The 23935-nt window shown below is 66.9% G+C and carries 24 protein-coding genes and 1 tRNA gene; 14 read left to right on the top strand and 11 right to left on the bottom strand.

Annotated features, from left to right (window positions below):
• Positions 1-32: 32 nt before the first annotated feature.
• On the top strand, positions 33-650 hold the full coding sequence (locus ACWDPV_RS01240) for a TetR/AcrR family transcriptional regulator (protein WP_449741436.1): 618 nt from the start codon (positions 33-35) through the stop codon (positions 648-650).
• Positions 651-666: 16 nt separating this feature from the next.
• On the opposite strand, the gene ACWDPV_RS01235 is transcribed toward ACWDPV_RS01240, so the two are convergent.
• Both ACWDPV_RS01235 and ACWDPV_RS01230 read right to left on the bottom strand, forming a co-directional pair.
• A complete protein-coding gene (locus ACWDPV_RS01235; RefSeq protein ID WP_449741435.1) occupies positions 667-1770 on the bottom strand; it encodes an NAD-dependent epimerase/dehydratase family protein in 1104 nt (367 codons plus the stop codon).
• 10 nt (positions 1771-1780) lie between these two features.
• Complete coding sequence (locus ACWDPV_RS01230; protein ID WP_449741434.1) at positions 1781-2962, bottom strand: aromatic ring-hydroxylating oxygenase subunit alpha; 1182 nt, start codon at positions 2960-2962, stop codon at positions 1781-1783.
• A 175-nt stretch (positions 2963-3137) separates the two neighbouring features.
• On the opposite strand from ACWDPV_RS01230, the gene ACWDPV_RS01225 reads away from it, so the two are divergent.
• Both ACWDPV_RS01225 and ACWDPV_RS01220 read left to right on the top strand, forming a co-directional pair.
• Positions 3138-3764, top strand: a complete 627-nt coding sequence (locus ACWDPV_RS01225; RefSeq protein ID WP_449741433.1) for a TetR/AcrR family transcriptional regulator — start codon at positions 3138-3140, stop codon at positions 3762-3764.
• Positions 3761-4915: a hypothetical protein gene (locus tag ACWDPV_RS01220; protein WP_449741432.1), complete on the top strand. Its 1155-nt coding sequence runs from the start codon at positions 3761-3763 to the stop codon at positions 4913-4915. The genes ACWDPV_RS01225 and ACWDPV_RS01220 overlap by 4 nt, the downstream gene beginning before the upstream one ends.
• 185 nt (positions 4916-5100) lie before the next feature.
• Here the strand turns inward: ACWDPV_RS01220 and ACWDPV_RS01215 are convergent, their stop codons facing one another.
• Positions 5101-6168 carry a DMT family transporter gene (locus tag ACWDPV_RS01215; RefSeq protein WP_449741431.1) on the bottom strand — a complete coding sequence of 356 codons (1068 nt, stop codon included), beginning with the start codon at positions 6166-6168 and terminating at the stop codon, positions 5101-5103.
• Here ACWDPV_RS01215 and ACWDPV_RS01210 point away from each other — a divergent pair.
• The 6 genes from ACWDPV_RS01210 to rplA all read left to right on the top strand — a co-directional run bounded on the left by ACWDPV_RS01210 (position 6167) and on the right by rplA (position 10831).
• Positions 6167-7579 (top strand): aminotransferase-like domain-containing protein, encoded by a 1413-nt coding sequence (locus ACWDPV_RS01210; protein ID WP_449741430.1) that lies wholly within the window; start codon positions 6167-6169, stop codon positions 7577-7579. The genes ACWDPV_RS01215 and ACWDPV_RS01210 overlap by 2 nt on opposite strands.
• Before the next feature lie 238 nt (positions 7580-7817).
• A tRNA-Trp gene (locus ACWDPV_RS01205) sits at positions 7818-7890 on the top strand.
• Positions 7891-7929: 39 nt separating this feature from the next.
• Positions 7930-8424, top strand: coding sequence for a preprotein translocase subunit SecE (gene secE, locus ACWDPV_RS01200; protein ID WP_348804948.1), 495 nt, complete (start codon positions 7930-7932; stop codon positions 8422-8424).
• Between the two features lie 127 nt (positions 8425-8551).
• On the top strand, positions 8552-9439 hold the full coding sequence (gene nusG, locus ACWDPV_RS01195) for a transcription termination/antitermination protein NusG (RefSeq protein ID WP_348807825.1): 888 nt from the start codon (positions 8552-8554) through the stop codon (positions 9437-9439).
• 120 nt (positions 9440-9559) lie between these two features.
• The gene (gene rplK, locus ACWDPV_RS01190) at positions 9560-9994 is read left to right on the top strand and encodes a 50S ribosomal protein L11 (RefSeq protein ID WP_240860087.1); all 435 of its coding nucleotides are present in this window, start codon (positions 9560-9562) and stop codon (positions 9992-9994) included.
• 120 nt (positions 9995-10114) lie between these two features.
• A complete protein-coding gene (rplA, locus tag ACWDPV_RS01185; RefSeq protein ID WP_348804946.1) occupies positions 10115-10831 on the top strand; it encodes a 50S ribosomal protein L1 in 717 nt (238 codons plus the stop codon).
• Positions 10832-11018: 187 nt separating this feature from the next.
• Here the strand turns inward: rplA and ACWDPV_RS01180 are convergent, their stop codons facing one another.
• From ACWDPV_RS01180 to ACWDPV_RS01170, 3 genes are all read right to left on the bottom strand, one after another.
• Positions 11019-11159 carry a hypothetical protein gene (locus tag ACWDPV_RS01180; protein WP_348804945.1) on the bottom strand — a complete coding sequence of 47 codons (141 nt, stop codon included), beginning with the start codon at positions 11157-11159 and terminating at the stop codon, positions 11019-11021.
• Positions 11160-11268: 109 nt separating this feature from the next.
• Complete coding sequence (locus ACWDPV_RS01175) at positions 11269-12204, bottom strand: alpha/beta hydrolase (RefSeq protein ID WP_348804944.1); 936 nt, start codon at positions 12202-12204, stop codon at positions 11269-11271.
• A gap of 85 nt (positions 12205-12289) precedes the next feature.
• Positions 12290-13849, bottom strand: coding sequence for an amino acid permease (locus ACWDPV_RS01170; RefSeq protein ID WP_348804943.1), 1560 nt, complete (start codon positions 13847-13849; stop codon positions 12290-12292).
• A 258-nt stretch (positions 13850-14107) separates the two neighbouring features.
• On the opposite strand from ACWDPV_RS01170, the gene ACWDPV_RS01165 reads away from it, so the two are divergent.
• Entirely contained in the window at positions 14108-14359 is a 252-nt protein-coding gene (locus ACWDPV_RS01165) for an excalibur calcium-binding domain-containing protein (RefSeq protein WP_348805119.1), read from the top strand.
• A gap of 179 nt (positions 14360-14538) precedes the next feature.
• Here the strand turns inward: ACWDPV_RS01165 and madC are convergent, their stop codons facing one another.
• The 3 genes from madC to mdo form a co-directional block, all read right to left on the bottom strand.
• On the bottom strand, positions 14539-16080 hold the full coding sequence (madC, locus tag ACWDPV_RS01160) for a MadC family VWA domain-containing protein (RefSeq protein WP_449741429.1): 1542 nt from the start codon (positions 16078-16080) through the stop codon (positions 14539-14541).
• An 18-nt stretch (positions 16081-16098) separates the two neighbouring features.
• The gene (locus ACWDPV_RS01155) at positions 16099-17154 is read right to left on the bottom strand and encodes a MadB family AAA-type ATPase (RefSeq protein ID WP_449741428.1); all 1056 of its coding nucleotides are present in this window, start codon (positions 17152-17154) and stop codon (positions 16099-16101) included.
• A gap of 325 nt (positions 17155-17479) precedes the next feature.
• Positions 17480-18751: an NDMA-dependent methanol dehydrogenase gene (mdo, locus tag ACWDPV_RS01150; RefSeq protein WP_348804940.1), complete on the bottom strand. Its 1272-nt coding sequence runs from the start codon at positions 18749-18751 to the stop codon at positions 17480-17482.
• 287 nt (positions 18752-19038) lie between these two features.
• Between mdo and ACWDPV_RS01145 the strand changes: the two genes are divergently transcribed.
• Complete coding sequence (locus tag ACWDPV_RS01145) at positions 19039-19992, top strand: L-lactate dehydrogenase (RefSeq protein WP_348804939.1); 954 nt, start codon at positions 19039-19041, stop codon at positions 19990-19992.
• A gap of 101 nt (positions 19993-20093) precedes the next feature.
• Positions 20094-20927 carry a DUF2786 domain-containing protein gene (locus ACWDPV_RS01140; RefSeq protein WP_348804938.1) on the top strand — a complete coding sequence of 278 codons (834 nt, stop codon included), beginning with the start codon at positions 20094-20096 and terminating at the stop codon, positions 20925-20927.
• 42 nt (positions 20928-20969) lie between these two features.
• Here ACWDPV_RS01140 and ACWDPV_RS01135 read toward each other — a convergent pair whose 3' ends face one another.
• Positions 20970-21275, bottom strand: a complete 306-nt coding sequence (locus ACWDPV_RS01135) for a hypothetical protein (protein WP_348804937.1) — start codon at positions 21273-21275, stop codon at positions 20970-20972.
• A 25-nt stretch (positions 21276-21300) separates the two neighbouring features.
• Complete coding sequence (locus ACWDPV_RS01130) at positions 21301-22437, bottom strand: hypothetical protein (RefSeq protein ID WP_348804936.1); 1137 nt, start codon at positions 22435-22437, stop codon at positions 21301-21303.
• Between the two features lie 120 nt (positions 22438-22557).
• On the opposite strand from ACWDPV_RS01130, the gene ACWDPV_RS01125 reads away from it, so the two are divergent.
• Both ACWDPV_RS01125 and ACWDPV_RS01120 read left to right on the top strand, forming a co-directional pair.
• The gene (locus ACWDPV_RS01125) at positions 22558-23064 is read left to right on the top strand and encodes a TIGR04338 family metallohydrolase (protein ID WP_449741427.1); all 507 of its coding nucleotides are present in this window, start codon (positions 22558-22560) and stop codon (positions 23062-23064) included.
• Between the two features lie 50 nt (positions 23065-23114).
• On the top strand, positions 23115-23858 hold the full coding sequence (locus ACWDPV_RS01120) for a tyrosine-protein phosphatase (RefSeq protein ID WP_449741426.1): 744 nt from the start codon (positions 23115-23117) through the stop codon (positions 23856-23858).
• The last annotated feature ends 77 nt before the right edge of the window (positions 23859-23935 follow it).

Raw genomic sequence — 23935 nt, 5'->3', positions numbered from 1 at the left:
ACAAGTTCCAAGCGACTGGTTACACTGTTTTGATGACGGAAGACGTACGTGCGGTACTCGAGGCGTCGCGTGATTCGCTGACCGTCGTCCGGTCATTCGGCGCCGATGAGCGGGCGCGTCGCGCCGAGATCATCGAGCAAGCCCGCATGCTGGCTTCGGCGCAGGGGTATCAGGGCCTCACGATCCGCGCGGTCGCCGCGGCCGCCAACACCACCCCGGTCACCATCTATCGCTATTTCGGTTCCAAGGACGGTCTGGCCCAGCAACTCATGGCGGAGTGGGCGCTCGGGACCCTGGACCGGTTGTCCGGCCTCGATTTCGACGAGGATGTCACGGAGTCCGACCGGATCGCGGCGGCGTTTGCCCACCTGATCGACTGGGCGGCCGAGGATCGCAAGCTACTCGGCGCCGGTCTGGCGTCGGTGCACACCAATACCACCGGAACCGGAATCGGCCTGTGGCAGCCGCTCTTCGTCGAACTGGTCAGAAGTGCTCTGGCAGAACCGGAGTGGGAGGACACCGGGCAGCGGGCGGTGGTACTCGGACACGTCCTGACGACATGCTTGATCGATCTCACCGCGGGCTCGGGCGACATCGCGGCGATTCGCGACACGATCGGCACCGCGGCCAGGCTCATCTTCGGCGAATAGGGCGCGTGCGGTAGGTCTACTCGGGCGGTACACCGTGGGACTCCTCGACGACGTCGAGACCCGGTGCGCCCCAACGTTCGGCCACGACGCCCCACGGATCGGCGTACACGCCCGGCCATCTCCGGTACGGTGACCGCAGGCGCAGAACGAGTTTCGCGGCAGGAGCGATCACCCGCAACAACGGGCGTCGCCACCCGATGTGTGTGCGGGTCTGTGCCAGCACATCGTCGAAAGCGACGCGTTGATAGTCGAGAACTCCCTGCGCATCGCTGGTGTCCATCCAGTCGGTGGCGAACCACTCGGCGTCCTGCGTGGGGTCGCCGGACCGCGCCGCGGGTATTCCACCGACCATCCCCATGGCCTTGGCGGTGCGCTCGGCGAGCTCGTACTGATGAAGCCGATGCGACCGGTCGCCCCCGATGAGATACACCGCCCGAGAATGATCGGTGGTCAACGCGCCGGCGAAGGCTCGCGCCACATCGCTCACCGCGACGGTCTGCAACCGGCCGTCACCAGGCAGAACCGCCTGAAACGCAATCAGATCCGGATCGACGCCGAGCGATTGCTCGGGCGAGATCACACCGCCGAGGCGAAGAATCACCCAATCCAGATCCGACGCGGTGAGGAGGTCCTCGGCCTCGCATTTGTGACCGCCATAGAGGTCTGTGGCCCGCCGCGGTGTGGTCGCGGTCAGCAGGTCGGTCTGCGAGTGGGGGTTGCGTGGACCGTAGACCGCGATCGACGACGCAAGTGCGAAGCGCGGCGTCGACCGGGCCTGCGGGCACGCATCCACCAGGTGGCGCGTGGCGTCGACGTTCACCGCCCGGGCCAGTTGCGGTCGCGCATAACAGAACGGCGGGATCAGCGCCGCGAGATGGACCACGGCATCCGGGGTGGTCGAAGTGATCAGTCGCGACGCCGAAGAGGCGGCGGTCAGATCGCACCACCGAATCTCCAAGGTGCCGTTGGTCGATGCTGCGTGATCCTGCAATGCAGAGGCGATCTCGCGGTTGGATTTGACGTCGAGATCTGTAGCGGTTACCGATGATCCGCGGTCGAGAAGCTCTCGCACGACCGCGGATCCGACGAGCCCGCAGGCTCCTGTGACAACGACTCTCATCGCAACCGCGTCACGTCAGTGGGATTCCGAGTTTGGCGGCCATCACCCGGATCATGTGCTGGACCGCGATCTCATTGCGTCCGATGAGCATGTGCGCGTGCTGTCCGCGTCGTACACCCTCGCCGCATTGAGGGAGCATGGCGAAGTCCTCGTCGCGCACCGCCGCGTGAACCTGCCCGAAAATTCCGTCATACAGTTCGCGTTGCTCGTCGGTGGTGGCCGGGTAGCGAGCCATCCAACTGTGCCGGACCGTGCAGCGCGTTGCCGACTGCTCGGGCAGGATGTCGATCACCTCGACTCCGACGGGGCTGTTGGCCAGGATCAGATTCGGATAGATCCAGTAGATGATTCCCATCTGCTGCACCGGATCCCAATTGTCGCCAGGCGAGGAGCCGTCGAGCTGACCGATCCAGTTGAACGGGAATCCGATCCGGTGATGCTCGCCGAACTCGTCGTAGACGTGGGTATTGGCAAGCGTGTTCATCCCGATCAGGCTGTTGCCGTGGACGAAGGGGAAATGGTAGCCCTCGGCAAACGCCTCGAGTGCTCCCTTCCAACTGACCTCCGAGGTGATCGTGCGCTCGTCGTGGTAGCCGAAGTCGTGATAGTTCCATTGGGCGAGTTCGGGTCCCATGGTGCCGAGGTGGGTATCGAGGTCGATAGTGGCGTCGGCTGTCAGGACGGCCCAGATGAATCCGTACCGTTCCTCGCTGGGCAGTTCGACCAGGCCGTAGTCGTCGCGATTCATCGACTCGAATCCGGCTGCGCCCGGCACACCTTTGAGACGTCCGGAGTTGTCGTAGACCCACGCGTGGTATGGGCAGGTGAACCTGCGGGCGTTCCCCGAGCCGCAGGCAGGCATGGCGCCCCGATGTCGGCAGTAGTTGAGCAGCACGTGAGCTGTGCCGGCGCGGTCGCGGGTGATCAGCAGCGAATCGCCGATCACCGTACGGACCACACAGTCGAACTTGTCGGGGATCTGGGCGGTCGCGAGTACCGGAATCGGGACGCTCCGCAGGATTTCGGATTCCTCACGGGCGGCAAGTGTGTCGTCGCGGTAGTACTCGAGCGGGACACGCAGTGTGTCGGTGGCCATGTCGGTGGTCTGCGCGGTCGCGAGATCGAGCGCTCGGCGGGTGAGATCCCAACCGAGTGGCGTGGGCTCGGTGGAAAGGGCCTCAGATGTCGTCATCGAAAGTCGTACCTGCCTGTGTCGGGGGACGGGGTGATTCGCGGGGCGGCGGGCTGTCGTCGCGATACCTCCCGACCATACACTTGATGACATCTGTGTCTAGTCAAATCCGAATATTCGACCGCCGCCCCCATATCTGCCGATACGCTGTCGGTGACGCCGAAAGACAGGTGAGATGTTGCGAACCCATGGTTGGTCCGGTGCCGCTCCGCGTAGCGATGAGGAAGCTCGTCGACGCATCGTCGGCGTGGCGATGGAGATGGTCGAGTCCGACGAACCGGTCAACATCCTGCAGATCTCGCGTCGGCTCGGAGTGACGCGCCAGACCGTTTATCGATATTTCGACTCGAGTAACGCGATCTTGCAGGCGGTGGCCGAGCACAGCACCTCGGGATTCTTCGACGACCTCGCCGCGGCGATGTCGGGAGTGGCCGATCCCGCCGACGCGGTGGTGGAAGGCATCGCGGTGACCCTCGAATTGTTGCGCGAGAAACCGAGTTTCGCTCTGCTGTTCGGGCAGGAAGGTCCGTCACGCTTTCTTGCCGAGGTCACTTCCGCCGACGCCGTCGCGCTGGGCCGATCGCTTCTGGCGGAATTCGACGTCGATTGGCGCGCGGCGGCCTGGTCTGACGCCGATCTCGACGAACTGGTCGAGCATATGCTCCGGATGCTGCAGACCCTGATTGCCGACCCGGGACACCCGCCGCGTACCGGTGTGGCGCTGAGGGACTATCTGCGGCGCTGGGTGGCACCGAGTATCACTGCACAGCAGAACTATTCGTGTGACGGGCGCGGACGATGACACCAATTCCCGCGCACCTCCCCCTCGATGCCGTGATCGACGATCGCGACCAGTCATTCGACTGGGCCGGATTCGAGGAATTCGTGGTCGGGGAGATCGTCGCGGCGGTGGCACACTGGATCGGCACTCACCCGCGACGGGTGCCGGGACGCGCCGCGCTGTTCGACTTCCACGTCCGCGACATGCTCATCCTGTTCCCGATCATCGCAATCGACGACGAGCCGCATTCACACGCGGATTGGCGGCCCGAAGACTGGGATTGGCAACAGGATTCGGGTCCTGACGCAGATGCGTGGGCCGGTCGGATCACGGCATCCGTCGGCTCCGGTGGCGGGCGGTGGGCCGCAGTGGTCCAGCGCTTCTTCGCTGCCCTGGCAGCCGCGAGCAGGGCGGCGACGGCCTGCCTTCGTGCGTTGAACTCGGTCACGGACGACTTTCTCGTCGTGGTCCTCAACGGCGACGACGACCAGATCGTGGCGTGCGTTCCGCCCGGACGGCTGGCACTGGATTTCCCGGCGATCGAGGCCCGACGATCCGAAATCGCGCGGCTGACCTCACTGTCGGTGACGGCACGAACCACCGAGTTGATCCGGGCACTCGCGGAGACCCGCACGTCACCGTTGACCAGGGATGAGATGACCGGCCAACTGCGGAAATGTGGCGCTGGTGCGGCTGCGGCGGTGGCCGAGCGCATCTGTGCCCAGGGGCCGGCGACCGGACCGGACTGGGTGTCGATCCTCGACGCGATGGGATCGGTACCCGACCACGCTGCCGAGCACCTCCGGCTGGTGATCGCCGACACCGAGCGCCCGTTGGCGCACCGCGCCTCGGTCGCGGCTTCGATGGCGTGGCTCGGGCGTCTCGGCGACGTCGTCGAGGATTTGACGGACCTGCCCGACGAACTCGTCGTATCGGTGGTGTCCCGGGCGTATCTCGGTGACCACAAGAATGCCCGCCTGGAATACGCTTCGCTGGAACGAGTGTTGGCGAGCAGGCCGCATCTCGATCAGGTTCTCGTCGAACAACTCTCACCGACGAGAATGTTCTCGATCGCCGAGGGCGATTCCGGCGCCGCGATGGCCGGCTTGGCATCGCGGTGGGTCTTTGTGCGGCGTCATGCAGCGATCGTGTTGCTCACCGTGCATATCTGAGCGGGGTCGAGGATGTCGCGGGGGATCAAGGGTGCCGGTATCCGGGTGTCGTGGGAGCATGACGCCGATCTCCCACGTGATCACGAGTCGATCCGTCGGCGAAAAACCAGGTCGGATTCTTGCTCGTGGGCTATGCGGCAACGGCATTCGTCGCATCGATCATCGCGGTGGGGCGTCTGCGCCTGCTACGCCGAGGCATCGTGCGGGGAGCGGTCACACGGACTGCGAACCCCAACCAAGCGAGCGTCGAGGTTCGCTGACGGAGGCGGGCCGTCGCCGGCGTGCAGGTGATCGCGGCTCCCGGTTCGGCCGGTGGCGATCCGCGCGCGGACGGTGAAGGCCGCACATCCGATGACCACGCAACCACCGACTGTGAGCGCCGGGGTCAGCTTCTCCCCGAGAAGGACGACGGCCCAGATCACGCTGAGGACCGGCTGCACGAGCTGGATCTGACTGACCGTGGTCATCGGGCCGATCGCCAGTCCGCGATACCAGGCGAAGAAGCCGAGGAACATGCTGATCCCCGCGAGATACAGAAACGCGCCCCATTGTCCGGGCGTCGCATGCAACGGGCGGGTACCCAGCGCAACCGCTGTGGCGGCGAGCATCACCGGCGACGCGAGGATCAGGGCCCAGCAGATCGTCTGCCACGAGCCGATCTCGCGGGACATCCGACCGCCTTGGGCGTAGCCCAGTGCGCCGAGCGCGACCGCCGCCACCAGGTACACGTCGCTGACGCCACCTCCGCCCAGCGATCCGTGTGCCACCACGGTGAACCCGACGGTCGCGATCACACCCAACGTCGCGCCGAGCCAGAACCTCGGTGTCGGGCGCTCGTGGGTGAGCAGGACGGCGACCACCGCCGTCGCCGCGGGCAGCAGACCGATGACGACGGCCGCATGTCCCGCAGTGGTCTGCCGCATGGCGAGGGACGTCAGGATCGGGAAGCCGGCGACCACACCCACCGACACCGGGACCAGCCGTAACCACTGCCCGGGCGACGGGACAGGGACACGGCGAACGAGGAGGACGACGGCGGCGAGAGTTGCGGCGATGACGGCTCGTCCGCTGCCGATGACGATCGGGTCGAGGCCGGCTCCCGCGTCGCCACCGACGGCTATCCGCGTGAACGGGAGGGTGAACGAGAATGCGACCACGCCCAGCAGTCCCCAGGCGAGGCCGTGGGTGGTGGTCGGACCCCGGAGGGAAAGCGGTGGGCGTGACGGCGCGATAGCGCTACTATTGCCATTCATGTCTGACGATAGCAGTGACCGGATCGTTCGTCACCTGCGTTCTCTGGCGGCCTCCGCGACGCCGGGGACGCGGCTGCCCTCCACCCGCGAGATCGCCGCGAAGTTCGGTGCCGGCCCGGTCACCGTGCAGCGTGCGCTGGCGATCCTCGTCGCCGACGGCGTCGTCGACACCCGCCCTGGTCTGGGCACCTTTGTCCGCGCGCGGCCGGCGGCCGGCCGGGGTGCGGATGTCGCGTGGCAGACCGCGGCACTCGGGCCGCGGCGCTCGGGTGCCTCGCCGGTGGGGTCGACGCTGCGGCAGGTGCCGCACGACACCATCGCCATGCATTCGGGCTATCCGGACGCGTCACTGCTACCGATGCGTGAGGTGGCCGCGGCGGTGGGGCGCGCGGCTCGTCGTGACGAAAGTTTCCGCCGACCGCCCGTCGCCGGACTGCCGGAACTGCGTGCGTGGTTCGCCGGCGAGGTGAGTGATGCGGGCGTCGAGGGCGGATCGGCGTGGCACGAGTCCGAGGTGATGATCGCCTCCGGTGGGCAGGCCGCGCTGGCCGCGAGTTTCCGTGCGCTGGCCGCGCCGGGCGATCCGATCGTGATGGAATCGCCCACCTACTGGGGTGCGATCGGCGCGGCGCGGCAGGCCGGGCTGGTGATCGTGCCGGTGCCGCGCGTCGACGGCGCACCGAGTGCCGCCGACCTGGACGCGGCGTTCGCGTCGTCGGGGGCGCGGCTGTTCTACGCCCAACCCAACTTCGCCAACCCGACTGGTGATCAGTGGGATGCGCGGCAGCGTGCCGAGATCCTCGACGTCGTCGCCGCGCATCGGGCCTTCGTGATCGACGACGACTGGGCCCACGACTTCGGGATCGACCGGACCGCCCGACCATTGGCCGCCGCCGACGTCGACGGGCACGTGGTCTACATCCGGTCGCTAACCAAGTCGATGTCGCTGACCATGCGGGTGGCCGCCGTGATGGCGCGTGGCCCGGCCCGACTACGTATCGAGCAGGCCCTGGCCCATTCGGATCTGTTCGTGTCGCCGATCCTGCAGGCCGCGGCGCTCGACGTCGTCAGCAGGCCGGCGTGGCGTCGACACGTCAAGGCGCTGTCGCGTGGACTCGGCGAGCGACGCGACGCGCTCGTCGGGGCACTGCGGTCGGCCGGATTCGACGTCACCCCGCCCGGCGGTGGACTGCACCTGTGGGTGCGGCTCGACGGTATGGGTGACGCCGGTGCCACCGTGCCGGACCCCGACGTCGTCGCCGCGCGGGCGCTGGCCGCGGGCCTGGCGATCTCGTCGGGCGGGGAGTGGTTCCCGGCCGAACCGAACGGCTCCTTCGTGCGGCTGACCTATGGGGCCACCGGGGTGGAGCGCTACGACGAGGCGGTGCGGATTCTGGTCGAGAGCCTCTGAGCGGGCCCTCGCTCCGGCGGCGGTCGGTGGGCTTTTTGGGTTCAGCGTCGCCGATGTTCTACACTGAAGTGTCTCGATTGACTTTGACTTGCGCGCTACCCATAGGGTGGCGCGTTGGTTTTGTCGGAGGCATTCGCACCGGGGTGACCGGTCGGAGGCTCCGAGAGATCCGTAGGGTGGATCGAGACGGTGACCATCGACGCTCGGAGAGTTACTCCCCGGACGACGACCGTCACAAAGGGGCGTAGCTCAACTGGCAGAGCAGCGGTCTCCAAAACCGCAGGTTGCAGGTTCAAGTCCTGTCGCCCCTGCCCTGGAGAGGGCATACGTAGACGAGAGGAACCTCGAAGGTGAGCAAGCGAGATCGAGCCGCCCGCGCCAAGGATGCCGCGGAGGAGACCGCCGACACGGCGGCCGACGAGCTCGATGTGGCCGATGCCGCCGCCGAGGATTCCGACGACACGAGCGCTGAGAAGAAGACCTCGCTGACCAAGGACGCGGAGGCCGAGAAGGATCTCCGGCCGACGGGTAAGCGGTCGGGGCGTCGTCGTTCTGCGTCTGCCACCGACAGCTCCGACGACGACACCGATTCCGCTGGCGGAACCGCGGTCGCCGTCAAGGAACGCAAGAAGAAGGCGTCTCCTGCGGAGAGCCGCAATCCGATCGTTCGGATCTGGGTCTTTCTGCAGCAGGTCGTCTCCGAACTGAAGAAGGTCATCTGGCCGACGCGACGCGAGATGATCACCTACACCGTGGTCGTCCTGGTCTTCGTCATCGTGATGACCGCCTTCATCTTCGGTATCGACCTCGCCTTCGCGAAGGGCGTCCTCTGGCTGTTCGGCTAGCGACTCACCACAGGTGAGTTCGCCGGTCGGTCGGAGGGTGCCAACCGGAACGGTCCGAGTGGCCGACCCGGGAAGGTCCCAGCGATGACGGCCGACCCGAACACATGAAAGAGGAGCGTGGGCTGCAGTGAGCACCCCGGACAACACCGAAACGACTGAGTTCGACGCCGCTGACGTCGTCGTCGATGAGGCTGTTGACGACGTCGTCGTCGATGACGCTGTTGACGACGCTGTCGTCGATGAGGCTGTCGACGAGACCGACGAGCCGGGCGTCGACGCGCAGGCCGAGGCCGCCGAGGACGAGCTGGCTGCCGTCGAGGGTGGCGAGGCCGCCGTCGAAGCTGCCGACGAGGCCGCGGACGCTCCCGCCGACGAGCCCGAAGAAGAGGTCGACCCCGCCGAGGAACTGCGCAAGCAACTGCGTCGCGCGCCGGGCGAGTGGTACGTCGTCCACAGCTACGCCGGCTACGAGAACAAGGTCAAGGCCAACCTCGAGACCCGCGTGCAGAACCTCGACGTCGGCGACTACATCTTCCAGGTCGAGGTCCCGACCGAAGAGGTCACCGAGATCAAGAACGGCCAGCCCAAGAAGGTCAACCGCAAGGTGCTGCCCGGCTACATCCTGGTGCGCATGGACCTCAACGACGAGTCGTGGGGCGCGGTGCGCAACACCCCGGGCGTCACCGGCTTCGTCGGAATGACCTCCAAGCCGTCGCCGTTGAGCCTCAACGAGGTGCTGCAGTTCCTGCTGCCGCGCACCGAGGCCAAGAAGACTCCGGCCAAGGCGGCGTCGGCCGGCGAGAGTGTCGAGGCGGCAGCCGCTGCGGTCACCTCGACCATCGAGGTCGACTTCGAGGTCGGCGAATCGGTCACCGTCATGGACGGCCCGTTCGCCACGCTGCCCGCGTCGATCTCGGAGGTCAACGCCGAGCAGCGCAAGGTGAAGGTGCTCGTCTCGATCTTCGGTCGCGAGACCCCGGTCGAGCTCGGGTTCAATCAGGTCGAGAAGATCTGACCCTTCGAGGCTCGCTTCGCTCGCACCTCAGGGAACGGGCAGAACGTTCGGAGAAAGACATAAGAACTTCCACGCCTCCAGCGGACGTGGATTTGCAAGGAACAGAACAAGGAACTAGAGATGCCTCCCAAGAAGAAGAAGCTCGCCGGGATCATCAAGCTCCAGATCCAGGCAGGCGCCGCCAACCCGGCCCCGCCCGTGGGTCCGGCGCTTGGTCAGCACGGCGTGAACATCATGGAGTTCTGCAAGGCGTACAACGCCGCGACCGAGTCGCAGCGTGGCAACGTCGTGCCGGTCGAGATCTTCGTGTACGAAGATCGCTCCTTCGACTTCAAGTTGAAGACCCCGCCGGCCGCGAAGCTCCTCCTCAAGGCCGCAGGCCTGCAGAAGGGCTCCGGCGAGCCGCACGTCAAGAAGGTCGGCAAGGTCTCGATGGACCAGGTCCGCGAGATCGCCAAGACCAAGGCCGAAGACCTCAATGCCAATGACATCGACCAGGCCGCGAAGATCATCGCCGGTACTGCTCGGTCCATGGGCATCACCGTCGAAGGCTGAGATCTCGATACGCCCTCGGCTGGCGCCTCGGGCTACTCGATCAGCGGAAACAATCCCCGTGGGAGGGCCGGCTCGGTCCGCACCACACACCCGTCGTGACGACGGAGAAAGAACAGAGCAATGAGCAAGAAGAGCAAGGCCTACACGGCAGCAGCCGAGAAGGTCGACAAGTCCAAGCTCTACAGCCCGCTGGAGGCTGCTGAGCTGGCCAAGGACACCTCGTCGAAGAACACCGACGCGACCGTCGAGGTTGCGATCCGGCTGGGCGTCGACCCCCGCAAGGCGGACCAGATGGTTCGAGGCACCGTCAATCTGCCCCACGGGACCGGTAAGACCGCCCGCGTGATCGTGTTCGCCGTCGGCGACAAGGCCGCCGAGGCCACCGCCGCCGGAGCCGACGAGGTCGGCGCCGAGGATCTCATCGAGAAGATCCAGGGCGGCTGGCTGGACTTCGACGCCGCGATCGCCACCCCGGATCAGATGGCCAAGGTCGGCCGCATCGCGCGTGTCCTCGGACCGCGTGGCCTGATGCCGAACCCGAAGACCGGCACCGTGACCCCGGATGTCACCAAGGCCGTCAACGACATCAAGGGCGGTAAGATCAACTTCCGCGTCGACAAGGCAGCCAACCTGCACTTCGTCATCGGCAAGGCATCGTTCGACGCCACCAAGCTGGCGGAGAACTACGGCGCCGCGTTCGACGAGATCATGCGTGCCAAGCCGTCGGCTGCCAAGGGTCGCTACATCAAGAAGATCACCGTCTCGACCACCACCGGCCCGGGCATCCCGGTCGACCCGGCGGTCACCCGGAACTTCGCCGAGGCTCCGCAGGCCTGATCTGCGTAGTCGCTTGTAGCGCAACAGCTTCGATGCCCCCGATCACCAATGGTGGTCGGGGGCTTCGGTGTTGGTGGGGGTGTCATATCGCATCGCATCGCCGATGATGCTGGGGGAAGCCGATATAACCGGGATGAATACGCCTACTCGCGACAATTATTGACGTGAGTCGGCTGAGCGGTCCCGGTTATATCTGGTTGGTGGCGGTGTGAGCGTCGGCGTAGAGGCCGGCGCCGTTGGCTGTGTCGTAGAGGCGGGGGCGGGTGCGGTCGACGAGGGCTTCGATGCCGTGCATCTGTGCGGCGTAGCGCGTCGCATCACCGATCATGCTGCGGGAGCCGATATAACCGGGATGAATACGCCTGCTCGCGACAATTATTGACGTGAGTCGGCTGAGCGGTCCCGGTTATATGTGGTAGGTCGGGGTAGGCGACGAATTACTCGGCGACGCATCGCTGTGCGAACGCGATGATCTCGCCGGCGACGTCGTCGCGGATCTCGGGTTCGTTGTGCACCTCGTGGCGGAAACCGGTGTAGACACGGGTGCGCACGTCGGGGTGGCCGGTGCCGATGAGGCGGTTGGCGACGTGATAGGCGCCTTCGCCGTAGTTGGTCACCGGGTCGGCGTCGCCGGCGAGGATCAGCACCGGCAGGTCGGGGCGAGCGCCGGCGTAGAAGCCGTCGCCGTTGGCGGTGTCGTAGAGGTCGACGAAGCCGCGGATGAAACGCACCGACATCGGGGCGCCGAAATTGTTGAACGGATCGGTGGCGTGATCGCGGACGACGTCGGCGTTGCGGGCAACCCAATCGGTCGGACCCGGATTCTCGCCGTAGCGGGAGACGAAACCGTCGAACAGCGCGCCGAGATACGCCTCGCCGACCGGGGATTCCGGATCCGGTTCGGCGGCAAGGGCGGTGCGGTCGACGAGGCTCTCGATGCCGTGCATCTGCGCGGCGATGCCGCACAGGATGAGGCCGGCGACGCCGTCACTGCCGCCGGCGACGAGGCCTCGGGCGATCATCGAACCCCACGAGTGTCCGAAGATGACATACGGCAGGTCGGGGAACTGCTCGCGGACCCGGGCGGCGAGGGTGCGTTCGTCGGCGAGGACCACCTCGTCGGCGTTGTCGCCGGCGTCGCCCCAGATGCCGGTGGTCATCGCGGTCTTGCCGTGGCCGGCGTGATCGTCGGCGGCCACCACGAAGCCGGCGTCGAGGAGCTTGGTGATCAGCGGCAGGTAGCGCCGCGAATGCTCACCGAGGCCGTGGATGAGATGGATGATCCCGACCGGTGGGCGCACCGGCACGTAGATCCAGCCGAAGATGGTGTCGCGCCCGTTGTGTGAGGTGAACTCGACCTCGTGAAGTGACATCGTTGTCCTCTCCCAGCGCGCCGCGGATGCGACGGTTGGGGCAAGGCTAACAGCGACGCCCGGGGTGCCGGGAGCGGTTGACGCATCACACCGTCTCGGGTTGCGCCTCCACCTGCTTGATCGGTCCGGTGAACCACTTCTTCACCGACACATGCCAATACACGTACAGCAGGATCAATGCGCCGCCGACGAGCAGCGGGGTGTAGTTGACGTACTTCCAGGCGAAACCCGGATCCCAGGGCATGCCGCCGAGGGAGGTCGGGAACAGGGCGATGATCGAGGTGAGTGCGATCTCGATCAGGGCCAGCGGGGCGATCCACTTGTACTTGGAACCCAGAGTCCAGGAACCGGCCTCGAAGTCGTCACCGGCCTTCCAACGGAAGAAGATCGGCACCGCGAAGCACAGGTAGAGACCGACGACGCCGATCGAGACGACCGCGAAGAAGGCCACCGGCACGGGTGCCCCGTTGATGTCGACGGGGACGAGGGCGGGCAGCGTGATGATGGCCGCGACGGCCGCGGTGATCATGACGGCGTTGGCGGGCATGCCGTTGGCGCGCACCTGCGACCACAGTTTGTGGCCGGGAACGGCGCCATCGCGGCTGAACGCGAACATCATTCGCGACGCGCTGGTCTGGCAGGCGGCGGTGCAGAACAACTGCCCGGCGGTCGAGATCAGCAGCACCAGTCCGGCCCACTTGGAGCTCAGTGCCTGGCTGAAGATGGTGGCGACCGCACCGCCCGACGCCGATACGGCGTCGGAATCCTGTACGGCGAAAAGGAAACTCAGCAACAGAATCCAGCCGCCGATGGCCGAGTAGGCGATGGACCGCCAGATGCCCTTGGCGGCGGCTCCGGCGGCACCCTTGGTCTCCTCGGAGAGATGCGCGGACGCGTCGTAGCCGGTGATCGTGTACTGGGTGAGGATCGCCGAGATCGGCAGCACGTACAGGATGAACCCGGCGGGGGAGGTCTCGCTACCGAAGATCCCGGAATTGTTGATGGTCTTGGCGAACACGTCGGAGAACGACGCGTGCTGATCGGGGATGAGGAAGAGGATGAGAATGACTGCGGCAGCACCGATCACGTGCCACCAGACGGAGATGTTGTTGATCGCCGACAGCAGGTGCCCGGAGAAGATGTTGATCAGGGCGGCGACGGCCAGGATGATCAGGAAGATGATGAACACCCGGGTCAGGCTGTAGCCGTCGAGCCAGGACTGGCTGAAGGTGCCGAGGGTGAGATCGAGGAAGGTGGCTGCGCCGTAGGCCACTGATGCGAGGATGGCGACGAGGCCGATCAGGTTCAGCCAGCCGGTGTAGAAGCCTGCCTTGGCGCCACCCAGTTTCGAGGCCCACCAATAGATTCCACCCGACGTCGGGTATGCCGACACCAGCTCGGCCATGCAGAGGCCGATGAGCAGGATGAAGATCGACACGATCGGCCAGCCCCAGGCGATGGCGGCCGGGCCGCCGTTGTTCCAGCCGAGCCCGAACGAGGTGAAGCAGCCCGCGAGGATCGAGATGATGGAGAAGGAGATCGCGAAGTTGGAGAAGCCCGACCATGATCGGTGGAGTTCCTGGGTGTAGCCGAGGCGGGCGAGGTGGGCCTCGTCGTCGGAGTATTGTTCGTGGCCCTCGGGCATGACGTGTCCTTCGCGTTCTTCGGTGGTTCGGCGAGCGACACTGCTCTGTCCGAAACATAGACCGCGTTGACCCCGGGTGCTGGGTGGTGTCCGATGTGCCGGATATGCGCGGTCGCGGCGGCACGGTTGTCCCGGCCCTCCTGTCAGGTGCCTGTGGCTTCGAACCCTTTGGTGGTCCGGCAGGAGTGCCGGGCGTAATCGCCGACCGGACTTTATCGATCGATGTGAAGGTGGTTGTTGGTGGTGCGTCGCTTACGGATGATGATGTGTGTCGGAGCATCTACGGTGGTGGCCGCGCCGTTCGCGGTGGCGGTCCCGGCCGACGCGGCGACGACGTACGCCAACTGTGCCGCTCTCAACGCCGACTACCCACATGGAGTCGGCAAGGCCGGTGCGGTCGACTCGACGTCGGGCACACCGGTCACGAACTTCACCGTCAACGACGACGTCTACAAGGCGAACACGGCCCGCGACCGTGACAAGGACGGGATCGCCTGCGAGAAGCATTGAGCTGAGCGCTGTCAGTGGTGTGGTGAGCGCTGTCAACGCAGGAGAGAGCGCTGTCAACGCAGGAGAGAGCGCTGTCAACGTGGGGGAGAGCGCTGTCAACGTGGGGGAGAGCGCTGTCAATGTGGGGGAGAGCGCGGTCAACGTGGGAGAGAGCGCTGTCAGTGGTGACGAGGGCGCGATCAGCGCAGGGCCGCGGCGAGTTCGTCGACGTGCTCGACGAGCTCGGCGCCGTCGCGGGCACTGACGAAGGCGTCGCAGTACTCGAGGTAATCGGCGAGGGCACAACCGGTTTGGTTCCAGTATCGGCGCGGCTCCGGGGTGATCCAGGCGACGCGGTGCACGCGGCGGGCCAACTCGGCGAACTGGTCGACGCGCGGGTCGAAGCCATTGCTGCGGGCATCCCCGGCGACCACCACCGAGGTGCGGGGACCGATGAGATCGCCGTGGCGGGCCAACAGATGCGTCAGCATGGTGCCGTAGTCGCTGGTTGCGGCGAGGTCGAGCCCGTCGGCGGCGAGGACCGAGGTGAGGGCGGACTCGCCGTCGCTGCGTCGGAGTTCGTCGGTGACGCGGATCGGGTCGTCGACGAAGGCGATCACCTCGCAGCGGTCGCCGTGCCGATGCAGTGTCTGCGCGAGGCGGAGCAGGAAGCCGGCGACCGGCCGCACCGACAGTGACACGTCGACGAGCAGCAGCAGGCGGACCGGGCCGGGGCGGGTGGTGCGGCGCCAGAGTTCCAGGGGTACACCGTCGGTGGCGACGGCCGAACGCATGGTGCGACGCATGTCGAGGCCACCCCGATCGGTGTGTCGGACGGTGCGCAGTGGCGCGCCGCGCATCCGCTGGATCAGGCGATGGCAGGCGCGGTCGATGTCGGCCTGGTCGGAGGTGACGCGGCGGTCGTCTGGATCGTCGGAATCGGCCGCCGTGGCCTCGCCGAGACGCTGTGAGAGCGCTTCCACGAATGCCTCGAGGGCGCGCTCCAGTTCGGCCCGTTCGCGGTCGTCGAGGCCCTCGGCGCCGTCGGTGCCGTAGGCGCGCCGGGCGTCGTAGGCGTCGAGCGCGGCGAGAATGGCTGCCGCACCGTCGATTCCGAGCGGGGTGCCGTGGACGCGGGTGGCGGTGCCGACGAGTTCGCCGACGGTCGAGGAGTCGGCCTCGTCGACGTCGATGGTGAAGGTGACGCCGCCGGCCACCGACCCGGCATTCTGATCGACGCCGAGTTCCTCGGTGCCCGCCGACACGGTGAAGTCGTTCTCCTCGCGGTGTGCACTCTCGCCGCGGCGTTCGGCGGCGTCGGGGTCGTCGACCATCAGATCACCGATCTCGTCGGTGTGTTCGTCGGCACCGATCCGTCGTGCGGCGCCGGTGAAATCCTCGTCCCACACGATGTCGTCGGGTAGATCGGCGGCCGCGCCGCGAGGCCGGGGCAGAGGCTCGTCGTCGTCGGTAAGGTCTACGCCGCCGAAGAAGACGTCGAAGGCGTACTCGAAACCAGCGGTCTCGTAGTCGTACTTGACGCTCACCGAACGCAGGCCGGCCCGCAACCGGTGCGGGTCGGCGCCGCCGATGATGCCGATGACCCGCCGGATCTCGATGACCTCCGCGGGGGACACGTTCACCCCGAAGCGGCGCAGGACCCGGCCGAACAGGACGGCCAGGCGGTCGACGGTGTTCTCCCGCGTCGGCTCGAGGGATGAATGATGGTGTGGGGACGCCATTGTCGCCGACCTCGAGACTCAGCGCCGGGCCGAACTGCGGGCGCGTCCGGCGCCGAAGGTGGTGGCGGTCACCGAACCCGCCGGACCCGACCCGTCGGTGCCGATCGGTGCCGAGCCCGATGACGTTGCCGCGGTGGGGGTGTGGAGTTCGCGGCGCGCGAGATCGAGATCGCTGCCGAACTTGACCAGCAGAGACAACAGCGCGCGGTCGAGGACGGCGCCGTCGGCGTCCCGGGTCTCGGAGAGGAACGACGCGGCGCGGGCGGCGTCGATGACCTCGGCGATGGACGGGCTCTTGCGCAGCGGCAGGTCGCGTAGGCGGCGGGCGAGGTCGACGATCTCGGTGATGACCGACTCCTCCACCTCGGGGGCGCGGATGCCGACGATCCGGCATTCCCGCACGGCGTCGGGATAGGCCACCTGGAAATGCAGGCAGCGGCGTTTGAGGGCGGGGGACAGTTCACGAGTATCGTTGGAGGTCAGGATGACCCACGGTGCGGAGCGTGCGGTGAAGGTGCCGAGTTCGGGGACGGTGACCTGCCGTTCGGCGAGCACCTCGAGCATCACCGCCTCCATCGCCTCGTCGGTGCGGTCGACCTCGTCGACGAGCAGGACCGTCGGCGTGGCCGAGCGGATCGCGGCGAGCAGCGGGCGGGCGACGAGGAAATCCTCGGTGTAGAGCCCGACCTCGGTGCGGGCCAGCGCCGCCGACGCCGCCGCCAGGCTGGGTTGTTCGGCCAACTCGGCGCCGATGCGGTCACGCAGCATCTGCACATGCAGGAGTTGGCGTGCGTAATCCCATTCGTAGAGGGCGCGTGATTCGTCGAGACCCTCGTAGCATTGCAGGCGGATCAACTCCCGACCCGACGCTGCGGCAAGGGCTTTGGCCAATTCGGTCTTGCCGACGCCGGCCGGCCCCTCGAGTAGCAGCGGCCGGTCGAGCAGGGTGGCCAGGTGGACGACCACGGCGAGGTCGGCGTCGATGAGGTACCCCTGACCGGCCAGCGCGTCGACGACGTCGTCGACGCGCTCGAATTCGGTGGACGGGCCGGGCAGGGCCGAGGGTTCCGACATGGCTCCTCTTCGCGACGGTGCGGTGATCACCAGGGTATGGAGATCAAAAGTGTTGGGGGAGGAAAGGTGTGGATCGATCCGGGTGAAGGGTCAGGTCAGTGACCTCACCCGGACCGATCCACGTGTCCCGGGAGTTGCTCAGGCTCCCGGGGGTCTCGATATGCCGCGGCCTCGCGTCGCTCGGTCGAGGCTACTCGACCGGCGAGAGGTCGGGCTCGTTCGGCGGGCAGTGTGCTCGACCGGCGAGAGGTCGGGCTCGTTCGGCAGGTAGTGCGCTCGGCCGGCGAGAGGGGGCGGCTCGACCGGCCGAGCGCGGCGAACTACCTCAGTAGCTGCCGGTCATCGCGTGGGTGACCATCGGGATGAGCGACTCGACGGTGCATTCGCGCGGGTTGCCCGGCGTGCACCAGTCGTCCATCATGTGCTCGGCGATGGCGCGGATCTGCTTGTCGGAGGTGTCCATGGTGTCGCCGCGGCCCTCGTACTTGCCGGTGTTCATCCGGTTCTTCTCGTAGCTGTTGACGCTGAGCTGACCGAAGTTGTCCGGGATGCCGAGGTCCTTGGACAGTCGGATGGCCTCCTCGACCGCGGCGTCGGCGGCCTGCACGGTGGTCATGTTGGTGGTGTCGACGCCGAGCAGCTTGGCGATGTCGGCGTAGCGCTCGTAGCGGCTGGGCAGGTTGTACTCCCACACGCGCGGCAGGGCGATGGCGTTGTTGAGGCCGTGGTGGCTGTCGTAGAACGCCGAAACCGCATGGGACAGTGAGTGAATGAGTCCGAGGCCGCCGGAGTTGAAGGCCTGTGCGGCGATGTACTGGGCGTGCATCATGCCGGTGCGGGCCTCGAGGTTGCGGGGCTCGTACACCGCGGTGCGCAGGTGATCGCGGATCAGCTCGATGGAGTACTTCGCGTTGCCGAGCGACGGGGCGAAGTCCAGGCGCGAGACGTAGGGCTCGGAGGCGTGGGCCAGCACGTCGAAGCCGCAGAAGGCGGTGAAGTGCTCGGGGCAGCTGTAGTACAGCAGCGGGTCGTCCATCGCGAGGTCGACGAGGCAGGTGTCGTCGAAGGCCACCCACTTGTGCGGCTTGTTCATGTCGGAGGTGTCGGTGATGACGTAGGCCCAGGAGGTTTCCGAGCCGGTGCCGGCCGTCGTCGAGACCGCGATGTGCTTGGGGTTCTCCTTGTTGGTGGCCTTGGAGAAGCCCTCGAACTCGTTGATGTTGCGGCCGTCGTGGGCGATCACCATGCGGGCGCCCTTGGCGGCGTCGTGGCTCGAACCGCCACCGACGGAGATGATGCCGTCGCACTTCTCGCTCTGGTAGAGCGCGGCGGCGTCCATGCAGTTGTAGTCCTTGGGGTTGGACTCGACCTTGTCGTAGAGGACGACGTCGACGCCCTGGTATTCGATCTTGCCCTTGAGTTCTTCGATGATGCCCGAGCCGCGCAGGCCGGTGGTCATCAGCAACACGCGGGTCATGCCGAGATTCTTGGCCTCGACACCGAGCATGTCGTGGGCGCCGACGCCGAGCTTGGCGTTGGGGAAGGGGTGGAAGTCCTTGATGGGGAAGTCCCAGATCTGATTCAGCTCGATGGCCATGAATCCTCAATCTCCTGTGTCGGTACGGGGTGACTCTTCGAGCATGTAGCCGTCGTCACACTTCCCACAAGAACACCTGAACACATACACAGATGATCAGTCCAGCAGGAGAGTGGGAAACTGTCCGGAAGGTCAGGATCGCCGGTCATCCCTCTGGGCACCCCGGGAGAAAAGGGAACTCCCGTTCGGCAGCGTGAAGCTTGGGTGACAACAACCGCCGATGTGCGGCGTCGGCAAGGCGGATGCGATAGGACTGGAGGAGGGGCCGAGCGAGCGTGGAGGTAGTGATGGACACACGAGGGACGAAGCTGGCGATCATCGGGGCCGGCGCGGTCGGAACCGCCGTGGCGTACGCGTCGCTGATCCGGGGCGTCGCGCGCACGATCGCGTTGATGGACATCAACGAACCGAAGGTGACCGCCGAGGTCCTCGACATGTCGCACGGACTGGAGTTCGTGCCGCGCACCGACATCATCGGCGGCGCCGACATCTCGGTGTGCGCCGACGCCGACGTGGTGGTGTTCACCGCCGGCGCCAAGCAGAAGCCCGGACAGTCGCGACTCGAACTCGCCGAGGCGACAATCGGACTCACCCAGAAGATCATGCCGGGCCTGATCGAGGTGGCCCCCAATGCGATCTACATCATGGTGACCAATCCCGTCGACATCGTCACCTATGCGGCGCTGAAATACAGTGGACTGCCGCGTAATCAGCTGTTCGGGTCGGGTACCGTACTCGACTCGTCGCGGCTGCGCTTCCTCATCGCCCAGCATGCCGGGGTGGCGGTGCAGAATGTGCACGCCTACATCGCCGGTGAGCACGGCGACTCCGAGATCCCGCTGTGGAGTTCGGCATCTATCGGTGGTGTGCCGCTGACCGATTGGCAGCCACTGCCCGGCTACGACGCGATGGACGAGAAGGTGCGCGCGGAGATCCACCACGAGGTGGTGCACGCCGCGTACAAGATCATCGAGGGCAAGGGCGCCACCAACTATGCGATCGGCCTGGCGGCCACCCGCATCGTCGAGGCGGTCCTCAAGGACGAGCACCGCGTGCTGCCGGTGTCGACGGTGGCCTCGGGCTTCGAGGGACTCGAGGATGTGTGTCTGTCGCTGCCCACGATCGTCGACCGGGCCGGCGCCCAGATGCGGCTGGAGATCGCCATGTCCGAGAGCGAGCGCGAGGGGCTGATGAAATCGGCGGAGACGCTACGGGCGATGCAGGCGAAGTTCGGGTTGTAGACCCGGCGGGTTCGTCTCAGGGTTTGTGGACAATGTCGTCGGGGTGTGGATGACGTCGCCTCGGCGTGGAACCCGGCGCCCACCGAAATAGTCTGATCGGTATGCGCGATGACAAGTTGCTCACCCGGATCGCCGGACTGCTGCGCCAGGCGGAGAACACCGACAACCCGCACGAGGCGGAGACCTTCATGGCCGCCGCCCAACGATTGGCCACCGCGGCCTCGATCGACCTGGCGGTGGCGCGGGCGCACGATCCGGCCGCCCGGGCGAAGGCCACCCCGGTGTCACGGCAGATCGCCATCGGGGAGCCGGGCAAACGGGGCCTGAAAACCTACGTGCAACTGTTCGTCGCCATCGCGCGCGCCAACGATGTGACCGTCGACGTCGCGGGGAACTCGACGTTCGTGCTGGCCTACGGCTACGCCGCCGACATCGACATGTGCGAGGCGCTCTACACCTCCCTGCTGGTGCAGATGGTGGCGGCCAGCGACGCCTACCTGCGGTCGGGGGAGTATCGCGACGAGGAGTCGGCGCGGATCGTCCGACGGGGAAGCGGGTGGCGGGCGCGGCGGGTGGTGGAGCGAAAACCGTTGGCGCCCATTACTGCCCGGCTGAACTTCCAGTCGGCGTTCGCCGAACGGATCGGTAAGCGACTGGCCGTGGCGCGCGACGAGCAGCGTTCCGAGGCGATCGCCGGGGACGATCCGGAGGTGGCGGGTTCGGCGTCGTCGACGGCGGTGGTGTTGCGTAACAAGGAGATCGAGGTGACCGACTTCTACCGGTCGGAATCCACCGCACGCGGCACCTGGCGGCCGACGAGTGCGTCGGCGGGTTATTCGGCGGGGGCGCGGCAGGCCGGTGACCGGGCCGGTCGTCGGGCCAAGATCGGCGCCGACCCCCAATTCGGTGCGCCGCGTGGGCAACTCGGGTCGTGACGCGCCGTGGGCCGGTTCGGGGCGTGGCGAATCGGGTCCCGGTCAGTTCAGGGCGTGCTCGATGGCGTCCTCGTAGCGGGTCTGCTGCTCGTCGCTCACCGACGCGGGGAAGGTGACGACCACATTGAGGAGTTGGAAGGCGTCGGTGTGCTCACCCGCGTAGAGCTCGGCGCGGCCGGTGCTCTCGAACTGCATCAGGGTGAACTGATCGGTGATCAGGATGCCGCCGCAACCGGCGTCGGAGCAGTCCTGCGCCGAACCGGTGTGACGCCCGGTGACCGGGAGCCCGGCGGCCGCGACGTCGTCGGCGAGGGTGTCCAGGGTGCCCGGCGCCGGGGCGTTGCTCACCGAGGTGGAATACGACGTGGCGTCCTCAACGGTGTTCTCCGTCGCCGCGCAGGCCGTCGGGATCGCGGCGAGGGCGACGAGGACCGCGGCCGTCGCGGCGCGCCTCATTCTTCTCGGATGCGTGGTGGGCGTCATCGTCGGCTCCCGTCTCCTTCTCGCGGTGCGTCGTCGGCTCCGCCTGTGGTACCGGATCGTGGCGGGGACCGTCGCCCGCATCGGTGGACGTGGCGGGACGGACCCCGAACGCGATGCTAGCCGCAGGGGGGAAGGGGGTCGGCCGGCCGGTGAAGCGGGAGAGGTGACGGCCCAGGAAACCGTCGTCGGTGACGATGGTGTTCATGATGGTGGCCGAGGCCACCAGGATGCACGTGTAGAAGAACAACCAGCTGATGGTCACGAACACCACACCGAGCGTCCCGTAGTGGCGGGTGGTTTCCGGCATCGTGCGGGGCAGCACGACGCGGCTGCCGATGAGGTAGATGGTGATGAAGATCGAGGTGAGGACACCGTTGACCGCCAGGAGGCGCATCGGCACCTGCGTCGAGACGAGCAGACGGGGGATGACCGTCCATAGCACCGACCAGATGATGACGGTGCCGATGATCTCGAGGATCAGTCCGGTCACCCCGAAGCCGTACCAGGTGCGTCCGATCAGGCTGAACTCGTGTACCGGTGTGATCAGCCCCTGCGCGACGACGGCGGCGGGGATGAGAAACAGCACCGCCACCCAGCGCCACCAGCCGCGCCAGTTGAGTTTCTCGACCTGCCAGGCGGACAGGTACATGCGGCCCAGTGCGCGCGAGAGGGAGGTGGCGCCGGCGATCACCATGAGTGCGCCGAACCAGCCGAATGCGCCGAGCCGCTGCGTGGTGTCCACCGGCGGCAGGCCCAGGTTCTCCGGGTTCATCCCGAAGCCCTCGAAGGCCTTGTCCAGAAAGCGGCGGCCGATCGGCACCGTCGTCATCAGGATCGCGAACGGCAGCACCGAGGTGAAGGCCTGGGCGGCGAGAGTCATCGCGCGGTCGGTGAGTCCGCTGGTCGCGATGTCGCCGATCATCCGCAGGATCAGACGGGCGCCGGGCACCTGCAGTCCCCGGTCGTACAGGGCGAGCCCGCGTTGCCGCATGCGCTCGAGGAATGGCGGCGACTGGACGGGGTCCATCGGTGATTCCTTTCGCGGGTGTGGCTGTGCAGATCGTAGTGGTCGCGCGCGACATCGACGTGCGAGGTGTCGGCGTGGCGCCGATACCATCGGGCAGGTGAGCGCAGGGGAGCCGATCCGATGAGCCCGCGTGACGTGGGGCGCTCGCAGTTGTACGAGGCCGAACGGCTGGTGTTGCGCATGTTCGATCGGGCCGCGCAGGCGTCGGTCGGGACGTCGCGGACCGTGCAGATCGCCGGCACCGAACTGACGCTGCCCAGCGAGGCGCGGTTCTCGTCGGCCGATGCGGTCGGCGACTACGTGGCCCGGGTGCTGGCGATGCCTGCGGTGCGGGAACGTTTCCCGCGGGCCGATGTCCCGGTCACGGTGCGCGCCCGCCGCGGCCATCGGGCCGCCGAGTACCGCTGGGCGCTTGCCGAGATCGCGATCCCGGAAAGCCGCGAAGGGCGTTGGGCCCTAAGGGAATTGGTGGTGTTGCATGAGCTTGCGCATCACCTCGACGACGGCGACGGTCCGGCGCACGGGCGCGGATTCGTGCTGACGCTCACCGAGTTGGTCGGTACCGTTCTCGGGCCGGAAGCGGGATTTGTCTATCGGGTGATCCTGTCGGATTCCGGGGTGGGGTGATCTGCGGTCCCGGGTGTGGTGTCCCCGAGCTGCCCGCTACGGTGGGCGGCATGGGGCTTCCGATCTCCGGCGACGATCTCGTGCTGTCCGGTTCGTTCAATGTGCGTGACGTCGGGGGTTTGCCGACGGCCGACGGCCGGTCGGTCCGGCCCGGGATGCTGCTGCGGTCGGCGCACCTGGGGGACCTCGACGACGACGGCCGGGCGGCGTTGACCGCGCTGGGCGTCGACGAGGTGATCGACCTGCGCGCGCCGGCCGAATGCGACGCGGAGGGCTACGACGCGCTGCCCGGGCATGTGCGCGGGCGGGTGCTGCCGTTCGCGGTGGACCGTTCGAGTTTCTCCGCACGTGGCATGTCCGCCGACGCGGTGCGCGGCCACATGTCCGACATCTACCGCACCTACCCGAACCTTTCCGGGGCGTCGGCGGCGATCCTCGCGATCGTCGAATCGATCGCCGACGGACGATCGGTGCTGGTGCACTGCGCGGCCGGCAAGGACCGCACCGGCTGGGCGGTGGCGTCGGTGCTGCGGGCCGCCGGTGTGCCGGAGACGGCGGTGCACGCCGACTATCTCCGCAGCAACGACGCGGTGGATCACCTGCGGCAGATGGTGATTCGCCGACATCCGGATGCCGAATCGATTCCCGTCGATTACCTCGGAGTGCACGTCGACTACCTGCGGTCGGCGGATGCGGCGATGGCCGCGACACACGGTGACACGGCGGGATACCTGGCGGCGTGCGGGATCGGACCGGATCTGCTGACCCGCTTTGCGGAGCGGTTCGTGGGGTAGGTGGCCGGGTCCGGATCCGTGGGCTGGGGGTGTCGGGTTGCAGTGAGCGCTGTCAACGGATTTCAGGGCGCTGTCAA

The sequence above is a fragment of the Gordonia sp. NPDC003504 genome, assembly GCF_053587995.1.
This window is presented reverse-complemented; position numbering and strand designations above follow the sequence as displayed.

Coding starts and splice junctions, on each gene's coding strand:
- ACWDPV_RS01240 (WP_449741436.1), top strand. CDS start 33: ATGACGGAAGACGTACGTGCGGTACTCGAGGCGTCGCGTGATTCGCTG.
- ACWDPV_RS01235 (WP_449741435.1), bottom strand. CDS start 1,770: ATGAGAGTCGTTGTCACAGGAGCCTGCGGGCTCGTCGGATCCGCGGTC.
- ACWDPV_RS01230 (WP_449741434.1), bottom strand. CDS start 2,962: ATGACGACATCTGAGGCCCTTTCCACCGAGCCCACGCCACTCGGTTGG.
- ACWDPV_RS01225 (WP_449741433.1), top strand. CDS start 3,138: ATGTTGCGAACCCATGGTTGGTCCGGTGCCGCTCCGCGTAGCGATGAG.
- ACWDPV_RS01220 (WP_449741432.1), top strand. CDS start 3,761: ATGACACCAATTCCCGCGCACCTCCCCCTCGATGCCGTGATCGACGAT.
- ACWDPV_RS01210 (WP_449741430.1), top strand. CDS start 6,167: ATGTCTGACGATAGCAGTGACCGGATCGTTCGTCACCTGCGTTCTCTG.
- ACWDPV_RS01215 (WP_449741431.1), bottom strand. CDS start 6,168: ATGAATGGCAATAGTAGCGCTATCGCGCCGTCACGCCCACCGCTTTCC.
- rplK (WP_240860087.1), top strand. CDS start 9,560: ATGCCTCCCAAGAAGAAGAAGCTCGCCGGGATCATCAAGCTCCAGATC.
- rplA (WP_348804946.1), top strand. CDS start 10,115: ATGAGCAAGAAGAGCAAGGCCTACACGGCAGCAGCCGAGAAGGTCGAC.
- ACWDPV_RS01180 (WP_348804945.1), bottom strand. CDS start 11,159: ATGATCGGTGATGCGACGCGCTACGCCGCACAGATGCACGGCATCGAA.
- ACWDPV_RS01175 (WP_348804944.1), bottom strand. CDS start 12,204: ATGTCACTTCACGAGGTCGAGTTCACCTCACACAACGGGCGCGACACC.
- ACWDPV_RS01170 (WP_348804943.1), bottom strand. CDS start 13,849: ATGCCCGAGGGCCACGAACAATACTCCGACGACGAGGCCCACCTCGCC.
- ACWDPV_RS01165 (WP_348805119.1), top strand. CDS start 14,108: ATGATGATGTGTGTCGGAGCATCTACGGTGGTGGCCGCGCCGTTCGCG.
- madC (WP_449741429.1), bottom strand. CDS start 16,080: ATGGCGTCCCCACACCATCATTCATCCCTCGAGCCGACGCGGGAGAAC.
- ACWDPV_RS01155 (WP_449741428.1), bottom strand. CDS start 17,154: ATGTCGGAACCCTCGGCCCTGCCCGGCCCGTCCACCGAATTCGAGCGC.
- mdo (WP_348804940.1), bottom strand. CDS start 18,751: ATGGCCATCGAGCTGAATCAGATCTGGGACTTCCCCATCAAGGACTTC.
- ACWDPV_RS01145 (WP_348804939.1), top strand. CDS start 19,039: ATGGACACACGAGGGACGAAGCTGGCGATCATCGGGGCCGGCGCGGTC.
- ACWDPV_RS01140 (WP_348804938.1), top strand. CDS start 20,094: ATGCGCGATGACAAGTTGCTCACCCGGATCGCCGGACTGCTGCGCCAG.
- ACWDPV_RS01130 (WP_348804936.1), bottom strand. CDS start 22,437: ATGGACCCCGTCCAGTCGCCGCCATTCCTCGAGCGCATGCGGCAACGC.
- ACWDPV_RS01125 (WP_449741427.1), top strand. CDS start 22,558: ATGAGCCCGCGTGACGTGGGGCGCTCGCAGTTGTACGAGGCCGAACGG.
- ACWDPV_RS01120 (WP_449741426.1), top strand. CDS start 23,115: ATGGGGCTTCCGATCTCCGGCGACGATCTCGTGCTGTCCGGTTCGTTC.